The sequence below is a fragment of the Paenibacillus sp. PL2-23 genome (assembly GCF_040834005.1).
Lineage (GTDB): Bacteria > Bacillota > Bacilli > Paenibacillales > Paenibacillaceae > Pristimantibacillus.
In genome coordinates this window covers 358,142-369,883 of record NZ_CP162129.1, presented here as the reverse complement: position 1 = coordinate 369,883, position 11,742 = coordinate 358,142, and the positions used below count along the sequence as shown (strand labels likewise).

Annotated in this window: 4 protein-coding genes and 2 pseudogenes; 1 reads left to right on the top strand and 5 read right to left on the bottom strand. The window is 55.2% G+C overall.

Annotation, left to right across the window (positions count from 1 at the left end):
- Positions 1–128: 128 nt before the first annotated feature.
- The 3 genes and pseudogenes from AB1S56_RS01605 to AB1S56_RS01595 form a co-directional block, all read right to left on the bottom strand.
- A pseudogene (locus AB1S56_RS01605) lies at positions 129–539 on the bottom strand (DUF6157 family protein).
- Between the two features lie 492 nt (positions 540–1,031).
- Positions 1,032–7,286: an RHS repeat-associated core domain-containing protein gene (locus tag AB1S56_RS01600; protein ID WP_340871715.1), complete on the bottom strand. Its 6,255-nt coding sequence runs from the start codon at positions 7,284–7,286 to the stop codon at positions 1,032–1,034.
- 153 nt (positions 7,287–7,439) lie between these two features.
- A complete protein-coding gene (locus AB1S56_RS01595; protein ID WP_340871716.1) occupies positions 7,440–10,091 on the bottom strand; it encodes a fibronectin type III domain-containing protein in 2,652 nt (883 codons plus the stop codon).
- 205 nt (positions 10,092–10,296) lie between these two features.
- Between AB1S56_RS01595 and AB1S56_RS01590 the strand changes: the two genes are divergently transcribed.
- Positions 10,297–10,542 (top strand): hypothetical protein, encoded by a 246-nt coding sequence (locus AB1S56_RS01590; RefSeq protein ID WP_340871717.1) that lies wholly within the window; start codon positions 10,297–10,299, stop codon positions 10,540–10,542.
- Positions 10,543–11,101: 559 nt separating this feature from the next.
- On the opposite strand, the gene AB1S56_RS01585 is transcribed toward AB1S56_RS01590, so the two are convergent.
- Together AB1S56_RS01585 and AB1S56_RS01580 are read right to left on the bottom strand one after the other, a co-directional pair.
- Positions 11,102–11,278 carry a hypothetical protein gene (locus AB1S56_RS01585; protein ID WP_340871719.1) on the bottom strand — a complete coding sequence of 59 codons (177 nt, stop codon included), beginning with the start codon at positions 11,276–11,278 and terminating at the stop codon, positions 11,102–11,104.
- Between the two features lie 60 nt (positions 11,279–11,338).
- Positions 11,339–11,705: pseudogene (locus AB1S56_RS01580) on the bottom strand (sigma factor-like helix-turn-helix DNA-binding protein); the annotation flags it as partial.
- Positions 11,706–11,742: the final 37 nt, after the last annotated feature.

Here is an 11,742-nt window from a genome sequence, read left to right as displayed (position 1 = left end):
TCCTTACTCCTCTCATTAAAGCATATGAAGAGGGAGCAAGAACAGCATGACACTACCGGCGCCGCTCTATAACGAAGCTTTGGACCGCAAGCGGACAGCCGCCGCTCTTCAACGGAGCATCATACCAATTACGCCCGGCTGGATCGCATCGCTTTGACCCGCTTCAAGCTCTCGTCCTTGGCGAACGCCTTGTATTCATCGGATTCAACGGCGAACAAAGCAACTTTGCCTTAGGCATTATGATGCAAGCCCCAGCCATATCGTTTGCCCAGCGATGATGTGCGCAGACAGGGCTGTCCCTTGGAAAAAAACGCCGCGCGTGAAGCTGGCTTTTGCTCTTCGGCAATGCCGCTGCGAATGGCGTAAACCTCGAATAACACGTCTTCCTGCGTGTACCGGTAAGGATGGTTCGCGATCATCTCGTACTGCAGAACCGGCACGGTCTTCGCATCGCCTCTCGCTTTCGGAATTTCGGCCTCCGCTACGGGGCAGTCCTCACTCACTTCAATAAACGTGCCGTAATAATTGTTGTCCTTCATGGCGGCGCCTCCTTTGTCTCGTCTATTCTATCTTCTTCTCACTTTATCTCTAATGAGTGTAGACTACAATAACTGACACCTCCCGCCCCCCGATAGCCACACGTCAGATCATTATTGCGCGAATGAGCTGCAATGGAGATGCAATAGCAATCCCACGTGTCGTTATAGAGCCGCAACAACCCTCCCAGCACCCGATAGCCACACGTCAGATCGTTATTGCGCGAATGAGCTGCAATGGAGATGCAATAGCAATCCCACGTGTCGTTATAGAGCCGCACCAGCCCTCCCGCCCCCCGATAACCACACGTCAGATCGTTATTGCTCGAATTAGCTGCAATTGAGGTGCAATAGCAATCCCACGTGTCGTTATAGAGCCGCACCAGCTCTCCCAAAACCCGATAGCCACACGTCAGATCGTTATTGGGCGCAACAACGGAAAAAACCGCCCGGTTGGCCGGGCGGTTCTCCTCCTTGACGCTTAACGCTTGACACTTACCACTTTCTAGCCTTGCAGCCCTTCAGCTTCGCCGACGCTTCGATGCCGTTCTTCATATTCCAGCCGTCGTTGTTATGCTCCTCGAACTGCTTGCCGATCAGATCGTTCACCTTCTTGCCCCTATCCCCCGGCGTGCCGGATGCCTTGGATTCCGTAAAGGTCATCGCGTCGTATTCCAGCGGGCCGAAGCCGAGCGACAGCTTCGGCGCCCCTTGGACGCATGGCGCGCCCTGCTCCTGCTTCCACTCATAGCCGCCAGAGAGGGCAGCGGCGCCAGCCTTCACCTTGACGCCGATCTCGAAGGCCGCATGTGTGGAAGGCAGGTCCTCGAACGGACTGATGTCAATGCCGCCGCCTACACCCACGCCAATCTCACCGCAGATCGCTGCGCCTTCATCGCTGAAGCAGAGCTTGACGCCTCCGCCGATGCCCTCGTAGAGAGAGCCGCCGATACACGCCTGGCCGCAGGGATCGCGCACAATAATAGGATTGTTGTTGACGTAGGCGTACATGTTCGCCTGGCCGCTCTCGTAGAAGATCTGGTCGCGCGCCGTCCAGCGTCCCGATAACGTATCATAATCTCGAGTGCTGAACCGGACAAGTCCTGTATCCTCATCGGCAATGCCGCCGGAGAAGCCGATATCCAGACGGAACGATGGGTTGGAATCGCTCAGCAGCCGGCCAAAGCTGTCATACTGCATAGCCTTCACAGTCTCGCCCTCGTCATTCAGCACCTGCACAGGCGTAGCGACTTGGTCGGTTATGACATAATACGTCTCGCCGCCGCGCTCCATGCTCATGACATATCCATTGAGATCATAGTTGTATACGGTAATGGTCCCGTCTGGTGCTACAACCGCGCTGACAGATCGCTGCTGATTCATATTCCCGTACAAGTATTGGGTTTTGCCCTGGGTATCCTCCCTTGCCGTCAGTCTGCCCAGCCCGTCGTACGTGTAGTGGATGGAATCGCCGTTCGCCGTCGCCTCCAGCAGCTCTCCTCCTGGCGCATAACGGAACGTATCTTCGCCACGGCGGGTCAGATAGCCGTCCTCGTCGAATGCATACGATGCGGAGCCAGCTTGCTCCAGCTCGTCGAATGGCCCGTATGTGCTGGCTTCACGCCCCGCTCCCGTCACTTCGCGGACGACACGATTCTTGTTGTCGTCATATTCGTAATGCTCCTGTATGGAGGGGCTGCCATTCACTTCTCTTGTCACATCCGTCAGCTGGCTGTCCGCGTCGTACGTGTACAGGAATCGTTCCGTTCGTCCGTCCGACGTCACCGTCTTCGCAGCCAGGTAATTGCGAAGGTCATACGTGTAGGCCGTACGATAAATCTCCTGAGCCCCGATTCGGTACGTGATTCCGGCGATACGGCCGAGCTCATCGTAGCTGCGGTCTATATGCAGCTTGCCATCCCGAATGGCCCCGAGCCGCTTATTGGGACCGGTGTATTGGTATTGGAAGGGTCCCATCTGCGTAATCTCATGATCCTTGTTATAGACCACCTGCATGTCATACGTGAAATCGCCGATCGTGGCCGTCATGCCGGTCATCAGACCAAACTTATTGTTCGTATAGGCGAATTGGCCTTCCGCATCGCCGGTAAAAGCAGCGGCAGTCACATGCATGCCATGATATTGGTAGGACAGACTCTGCTGATCCGCATGAGCATTGCTCGTCACGGTATCAATCGTCCGGACACGGCCCAGAATCTCATCCGGATCATAGGTATACTCCCGCAGCAGAGCTTCATCCTCTACGGACACCAGATTCATCCCCTCGGTCGTATAGTCGATAGTCCGTCCGCTCCACAGGGTGGAGAGGTCTTTGGTAGAGCCTGCTGTACGGCTAATGGTCAAGGCGCTTGCTTCGTCCCCGAAGCGCAGGCTCTCGAATTGCCCGTCAGCGTTATAGCCCTGATGGATCGAATCTCCATTCGGCATCGTCAACGAGGTTTGATTCCCCGCATCGTCATACCCGTACTGGTACTGCTTCTGCCCCGGTGTGGTCATGGCTGCGAGCCGGTTCGCAGCATCGTACTGGTACGTTCTCGTGAAGCCAGCCGCGTCGGTTACCGACTCCACCAGCCCGCGATTGTTGTACGTGTATTGCTGGAATTGCGACCCCTGCTCCATGCGGCTCAGACGCCCGCGCTCGTCGTACGTGTACAGAATCGGAGCGATCGACGTTCCCGGCTCTTCCATCCGAATGGTGCGATCCCACTCATCCAAGAAGTAGACGACCTGATGCCCTGTCGCTGAAGTCAGGACAACCTTGCGATCATTGGGGAAATATTCCCGAGTCGTCGAGCCGCCCTCGAGCGTCGTCGTCGTCTTCATGGAGACAATGCTGTACGGATCGTAATCGTTGGCAAGCGTCACCTCGCGCTTAATCGTCCGAAGCACCTCCTGACGATCATGTGTTAAGGTGCGGACTTGTGTCACATATTCCTCGCCCCATTGCATGTCGCGAGCAAAGGTCATGAAGTCCACGGCATCATCCGGATACCGTTTAGTCGTCAAGGAGGCGGATGCATTGGTTGATATTTCGGCTCCGTCACTATTCTTCATCGTCACCGACCGGAATCCAATCAACTCACGGACGGTGAAAGTTGTCGTCCTGCCGTCTGGGTCCGTGACAAGCACTTCATAGCCGTAGTCATGCTCGGTACGCTGCAGCGTCTTGACTCCCTCTCGGGCTGTCTCCGCCCGCACAAGGCGTCCATCCCCGCTATAACTGTAGCCTTTGACTTGATTCTCAGGATTAATAAATTGCTTCAATAAGCCTTTCTCGTTATAGATCATTCGGTACTTTTCCCCTGCAGGATTCGTCACCTCGGTCAGCTGGCCATTCTCCACCTTAAGCTTCGTCACTTGTCCGTATGGGCTTATGATTTCCACCGGCGTACCGCTGTCATTACGATTAATCCGCACAGTCTCTCCTTTGAAATCACTCATGCCAACTAGACGGCCAGCAGTGTCATACTCATATGTGAAGTGAGTTTTGCCCGTTAACGCGCTCGCTGTTCGAACTAAACGGCCATTGCTCAAATCATATACACCGGCGTACATACCGCTAGCATCCGGAAGAGATAATGTGCCCTCTGCATTGCCAACCCCCTTGAACGTACGGAATACCATTGTTTCGTAGTTGGTTGGTCTAGTATACAGTAGGACCTGGTCCTCCGGCCCTGCCTGCAGCAGTCTGACGTCCACCGAATCCGGTGCCTTATGATTTTCTCTTGCTGTCGTATTTTTGGCGGTGACAATGGCTTTGGGGTCGAACAATCTGATGGTCCCAGTCGTATCTACCTTGTAAATCGCCTGAAATATATTGCTCGATGCGTCAAAAGCAAAGTAGAAGTTGCCCTCCTCATCCCGCTCGAACGATAAAGTGCTGAACAAAGCTTCACTCGCTTTAACCCCATCTTGAATATTGTAGCTTTGGGCCATTACCTCGTCTTCCCAGCGAGAGGCGAATGGCACGCCGACTTCAACCCGAATCTCGCCGTTTGGATCAATGGACTTAATCTGCGATACGAACAAGCCTCTAGCTTCACAGCCAACCTTACAAGGATTGATCTTATGGCCCTGCAGGACATAGATCGTGCCGTCCTTCCCGATCTCGACTGACATGACCTCACCGATGTTCTCCTTCGTACCGGGCCCTGTAGTTGTTCCCTTACCCAAATAATTGTCTGACCGTACAGCTTCGTCTTCCACCCCGTACGGGAACATCAGGCCATTCTGATCCACTCGGTATAATACATAATTATCAAGGAAATACAGCTTGCCATCCGGTCCGACCTCGTAATCATTGAACTGCCTGCTCCAAGAGATGGAGGTGGCCGCCGTACCGTCTGGGTAATATTGCTTCTCGCCAATTGGACGTTCCGTACCATTCCCTGCAAAATGCTTCCACTCGGACTGCCCCGCCTCCTTGCGGTACACGTTCTGGGTAAGTGGATCCTTTGCAAACATGGTGCCGTCGGTCGCCATGGCAATTAGCTCGTCACTTGGGGAGCGCAGTGCAGCAGCTACCTCCACCCCTTGGTCAAACGGCTTTATCCTTACAATATTGCCGTCTTTACGGACGTAATAGCTGCCGTCTGGACCAAATATGCTGCTCGGGAAAACGCCAAAAGCAATACCCTGATCCTTTTCGTTAAGCTCTTCCGTAACCGTGCCCTGCTCCAGGTTCAGCAATAAATCCTGCGCGCTTATCTTCCATCCGGCAATGCCCGTTTCTTGATATGGGTTATACGGACTTGTCATATACCCTTGAAACTCACGGTTCAAGGTGGCGCTCCCCCGGGTTTCGCGGAAATAACCCATCATTACGTGACCCTTGCTGAGCGACTTTCCAAAGCTTGTGCCGGCTCCTACTGAACCAGAGCCCCCTCCGCCCCCTGATCCGGGAAGCTTGCCCACATACATGTTCTGCGGATAATGGTAAGTGACAACGGCTTTGTAAGGATGTTGGCCTACCAGCTTCCGATCGTAACGATCCAGGCCATCCCACGTGAATTTAAATTTGATGTTCTGACTTAACGAGCTTAAGCTGTAGGACTTCGTAATCGTGCGTCCTCCCACGATGAGTGTAACCGTGGCGTACTGCAGACGGTCTGACAGAGGTCTGCCATCTGTAACGGGAAGCTCAATTTCACTTCTTGCCGTGTACCCTTCGACGAATTGACTGTCATAATCAAGGGTCAGGGAGGTGCCCAGGACCGGGATCGACTGGCCGAGTGTCTGTCCCAGGCATCCGATTATAGAACCTTTGTCGTTACAGGGATCTTTTTTGCCATCTGCATCCTTGCCCGGGTTCTTCTCTCCATCCAAAGGAGGCATCAAACGCTCATCCGGATCAACGAAAGGAGGCATATTGAAGTCATGCGGCGAAAAGTGCTCCACTGGCACGCGCCACAGGGTCTTGCCCGCTTCATACATGCCCGCAAGCTTCCGTCGCTCCTCCATGGTCCAGCCGAATGCCGCAAGCTCCTGCTCCGTCTCCGCCGAGCCGTCGCCATTCATGTCGATCAGCGCCACGCCATCGGCTACGCTCAGCAGCTTCACAACCACGCCGTCCGTCTCCGCTTCCCAAGCGCCTTCCTGCAGATTGTAATAGCCGTTAGGCAGAATGCTCCCGACCTGAAGGTCCAGGAAGTTGTCGACGTAGACATAGACTGGCTTGTTGAACTGGACGCGCGACGCGCCCGCTGCCACGGCTTCATCCGCAGACAGCTCCACAGCGTACGTGTAGACGACGTTATGCGGAATTTCACCCGGCATGGCTTCTTCGCCCTTGTCGCCAACCGTATATTCCGTCGCACGCACATGCAGCGTATCCAGCGTCTTCGTCGTACCGTCCGGAAGGGTAATGGATGCTGTAGTCGATGGATGGAACAGCAGACTCGCCTGACGCGTGCCGTCCTTATCCGTAACAGGGCTGCTCTGTGCAACCTGAACCTCTGTCGCCTCTGACATACTCACTTCAGTGACCTGGGTGTCATAAGGCGTCAGCACGACCTCCGGCATGGTGAAGAACTCGTTCCAGTCTGCCGGCGCCTTGCGCTGAACGGTCATATAGCCCGCCTTCTCATATTGCAGCGTAATGCCGCCGCCGCCGTTAACAACGATATCGTAAGCGCCATCCATGCGAGTCGCGGTCATGCCGAGGTCGCCGTTTTTCAGCACGGTAATTTTGACGCCAGGAACCGGATTGCCGGCTGTATCGTGAACGACGCCCGTCAGCACGCTCGCTTGATGCTCCTGAATCGCCCCTGGCATAACGCCGTATTGAACAGGCTTCGGTCCCGTATATAAGAAGGAGATCGATTCCTTGAAGGTGACATTATTCGTATTCGGCAACGCAGGAGCAATCGTGCTGGGATCTGGCGGAATGATAAGCGCATCCGGCTTGGCGGATACCGCCTCGGAGCGAATGGACTCCGCGCCGTCCGTACGAATCGCCGTTACGGCGAAGCTGTACAGCTGGCCGTTTGTCAGCGGCTTCGCGGTATATCCCGTCGCTCGGCCTACGCTTACGCCAGTGTTCCAGGTCACACCGCCATCCATGGACGTATACAGCTTGTATTCCTTAAGATCCGCGGCCGTTACAGCACGCCAGCCCAGCTTCACCTCCCTGTCGCCCGCGCTGGCGGTCAAGCCTTGCGGCACAACATATCGGCTTGGGACGCCGCTGGCATATGCAGACTTCGCCGATTCATTATCATTGACATCCACCGTTGTGACAGCAAATGTGTACCGCTCGCCGTTCGTCAGGCCGGTGGCCAGATAGGCCGCAGTTCTAGCCGTCTGAGGCGGTCCCCATGTCGCTCCGTTGTCCGTCGACCTATAGACCTTATAATGGTCTTTATCCTCGTCGGGCGCTTCATTCTAGGCTAGCGACAGCATACCGTCCCTCACATCCGTGATTCGAACATGGGCAGGCACCGACGGCGGCGTCTGATCCTCGCTGATTGGCGTCGCATGGACGGCAGCCGACCTTGCCGACTCATTGTTCATCTGGTCGACGGCAGTTACCTCGATGGCGTATTCAACGCCATTCGTCAGATTCGTCACCCTGTAGAACGTATCCGTGCCCGCATAGATGCGCTGGAAGGAGCCTGTTGCGATATGGGTCACATACACGTAATAGTTCTGCAGATCCGCGTCTGGAACGGGACTCCAGGACACACCGATGACTTTGCTTCCCGGCGCAGCCGACACACCGGTCGGAACGGCGGGAGGCGTGCGGTCCGGTCCAACTATTGGAGTTACCGTCACGGGCTCCGATTTCTCCGATTCGTTGCCGCTGGTGTCTATCGCGGTAAGGGCGAACGTATAAGGCAGGCCCCCCTGCAAGCCCTGATAGAAATGCATCGTAACGAGACCAACGTCCACTCCGCTATCCCAAGTGGCGCCGCCATCCGCGGATTTGTAGATTCTGTACTTGGCCAGATCCTCCTCTGTACCTGCCGTCCACACGATGACAGCGCCGTTGCTCTCTGGAATGCCCATCATAATGACGGGAGCCGCAGGCGGTGTCAGATCGCCCGTATGGGAGCCCTTCGGCGTTGCCTCAACCGGCGCCGACTTGTCGGACTCGTTGCCTTGCCCGTCGAACGCGGCTACTGCAAACGTGTAAGCAACACCATTGGTCAGACCTCCAACCACGTATTCCGCCGCATTGCCCGCTGGAAGAGGGGCGAGCCACACTGCGCCTCCATCCTCCGAGACGTATACCAGGTAGCCCTCGGCGCCCTCCTCGGGGGGAACAGGCGACCAGCGCAGCTTCACTTCTCCGTCGCCGGCTTCAGCCGTCAGACCGGCAGGCGCGGAGGGAGCAGCGCCGTCGACTGGCGTCGCGGTCGTATACACCGATTTGCCCGATTCGTTGCCGACCTGATCCTTGGCTGCCACCGCAAATGTATATACCGTGTTGTTGGCTAGGCCCGTTACGGTATAGGCAAGCACGTTGCCTGCCTCAATGCCCGGCCTCCAGGTCGTTCCGCCGTCCTCGGAGACATAGAGGATATATCCGTGCAGATCGGCCGCCCCAACTGCCGACCAGCGAACGATAACCTCGCCGTCCCCTGCCTCGGCCCCGATCTCGGCAGGCGCGCCGGGCGGCGTTCGGTCGACCGGCGTTGCGCTTGCCGGAGCAGACTTCGGTGAAGCATTGTCCGACGTATCGAGCGCTGCAAGAGCATACGTGTAGGTGCTGCCATTGGTTAAGCCATGGGCGGTATAGCTGGTTTCCACGCCAAGTAGAATACCGGCATCCCAAGACTTGCCTTGATCCGTCGAGCTGTACAGCCTGTATCCGGCAAGATCGCGCTCCGTGTTTGCTTGCCATGACAGCGTAATCGTTCCGTCTCCAGCTTGTGCCGTCAGCCCCTGTGGAGCCGATGGCGCAATGCGGTCAATCGGCGCAGCGCTGATCGACTTGGAGCGAGCCGATTCGTTGCCCGCCAAGTCCAGCGCCGACACAGAGAAGGTATACGCCCTGCCGTTGGCAAGTCCGGCAATTGTGTACTCTGGCTCCTGACCGGCTTGCACCTCGCGGCTCCAACCCGCTTCTGCGCCATTCACGTACACCTTGTAGCCGGCTGTATCGACATTCTTGACCGGGGTCCACCGCAGCTTGATGAAGCCATCGCCCGCTACCTCGGCCTGAAGCCCTCCGGGAACGGATGGAGGCGTTGTGTCTCCGATGTTCGTATTGCCGTTTTTGGTCACGATAAAAAAACCACTCAGCAAATTCCGCTTATACAGCTCACCGCCGCCTGGCTTACTGATACTGACGATGGCTTGATGCAAGCCCGGCTTCGCATCCTTCGGCACCTTCCACTCCATAGGGAACAGGTAGCGCTGCTTCGCCTGCATGGCCTGATTCTCATAAGTATGGCTGTACAGCTTGGCGCCGCTCGCATGGAACAGCTCCACCTTCACTTGCACGGTCGTATCGTGAGAGCTCTGCACCATGGCGGTTCCCGCCATCGTCTCTCCCGCCTTCAACATCGTCCGGCCAGTGACGGCTGCCGCCGTATAATCCGCCCGCTTGTTCGGCTTCGGAGGTTCTATCGGCGATTGCACGTTCAGCACGACGGCCCGCTCATTGTTGGCATAGATTGTCTTGCGCTCCGCATCCGTCACTTGAACGCTAACGACATATTCCCCTGTTGGAACCGCGTGCGGCACGTTCCACGCAAAGGAATAGCTCATCTCCGAGCCCGAGGACAGCATGGCCTTGGGATATAGCTGCTTCGCAACTATATTACCTGCGGGGCCGATTACCTGAAGGGCAACCGCCGCCTCCCGATCGACCCTGGCGGCGACTTTCACGGTTAGGCTCGCCTGCTCTCCGGTTTTCACCTCTGTCTTCTCTGCGGCTGCGGTCACAACATAGGGCTCCGCCGCCGCAGGCCCTGCTTCCCCGCCGCTGGCATAGGCAGCCGCAGGATACACGCTGCTGATCAGCATCATGCAGGCAAGCCATAACGGCAGCGCACGCCAGCTTAATGCCCTCCCTCTTTTCATTAACATTACAGAATCTTCCTTTCCCTGTCAAAATGATCTCTTATTGCAGTATAAGAGGGGAATGGCAGGCTGCGGGAGGATGAACTATTTTCACCCCGGGGTGAAATAAAATCATCCTTACGCACTTCGTCGGGAGGCGCCTATAATGGAAACGAAAGCGGGGCGGCAAGCAGGAAGCTTACCCCACAATTAGAGCGAAGGAATGATGAGAATGAACAAAACAAAAGTATTAGTGACAGCCGTACTAAGCATTTCTCTTGTTGTAGGCATAGCTGCGCCGGCATTGGCGGCGAAAGCCGAGGCGAAGCCCGAGGCGTTGAGAGCCATCGTCACCTCGGCCGCGAAGGCGGAAGCGAAGCCGGAGGCGTTTAAGGCCTCAGCTGCTAAAGCGGAAGCAAAGCCGGAAGCATTTAAGGCGTCTGCTGCTAAGGCGGAGGCGAAACCAGAGGCATTCTAAGTGGTGGCCGCGATATGCGCGGCTGCATGCTAGTGGCTGGTGCCCCTCCCCCACTGGAACGGGCTATAAGCAGCAACCCCCTGGCGTCCAGATGCCAGAGGGTTGCTGCTGTTATGTTATTTGGTGTATGAGGATAAGATCAATCCAGGGACAGGCCGATCTCCCCTTTTGACGTTGTGGACACACAACGCGATGCAAGAAAAACGCCTGAGGGCATCCTTGATTAAAACTTTCGCCCTCGTCATCATCTCGACCGGGCTTCTAACAGTCAAAAAAATCCTTTAGACTAGTCTAATCGGCCATCCAAAGTTGTAACGGACATTTTCGTATGTTAGAACGACAATTGAGGTAAAGTCGGTGCGTTTAGGAGGGCTAAGCGTCAAATTTGACCGTTACAGGCTGAAAAACGCTATATTCGAGCTCTAAGCTCATTTTTTGTCCGTTAGCGTCGTGGCGTTCGAACCGCGCGAAAATGTTATAAATTCTGGCGTGTACTGCTTTATTTGCGTCCAATCCACTGCTATTTTTTCCTGCAAACACAAACATGGTAGCCAAGGGATCATTTATGTTGGAAATCCTGATCGTTCATTCGAACTATATCGCCATTGCTGTATTCTTTTACAATTGCACCTTCCCTGGTTTTATAAACGATGTAGGTGTCATTTGCTTTTGCGTCTAATTTTGCACGATCTCCTGTCAGTTTAATTAACTTACCTAGGTCTTCTGTGCGATTCATCCCAACCTCAGCCTCCAGTGCGAAGCATATATTCAAATTATACCATAGCAGCAATTATACCCGAGAGTTCCCCAGCTCCTGCGCAATCTCCCGCTGCGTCCACTCATCCCCGCCATGCACCAGCCCGAAGCGGCCGATAACAACTTCCTTCTCCCTGTCATCCAATATGTCTAGATTCTTGTAAATCTTGCTCTTCACGATCTTGAGCTGCACTTACAATGTTTTCGAAGAAAACTTATATCGGAAGGATCGGCTTAGCCACGTCATCGGACTCCGTACCGAAGAAGTCGATCAACGTGATCTCGTTCCCCTCTTTGTTCGTGCCGATCGGATCGTGCAAGGATACGTCCTTGCGCGTCTTTTTCAAGCTGCGAAGATACATAAGTATCTCGTTCTCGATGCAACGAGCGGGGAAGATTGCGAGCTTTTGATACAAACAAACCATCTTTTGTGATCAAATTTTC

Coding starts and splice junctions, on each gene's coding strand:
- AB1S56_RS01595 (WP_340871716.1), bottom strand. CDS start 10,091: ATGTTAATGAAAAGAGGGAGGGCATTAAGCTGGCGTGCGCTGCCGTTA.
- AB1S56_RS01585 (WP_340871719.1), bottom strand. CDS start 11,278: ATGAATCGCACAGAAGACCTAGGTAAGTTAATTAAACTGACAGGAGAT.
- AB1S56_RS01590 (WP_340871717.1), top strand. CDS start 10,297: ATGAACAAAACAAAAGTATTAGTGACAGCCGTACTAAGCATTTCTCTT.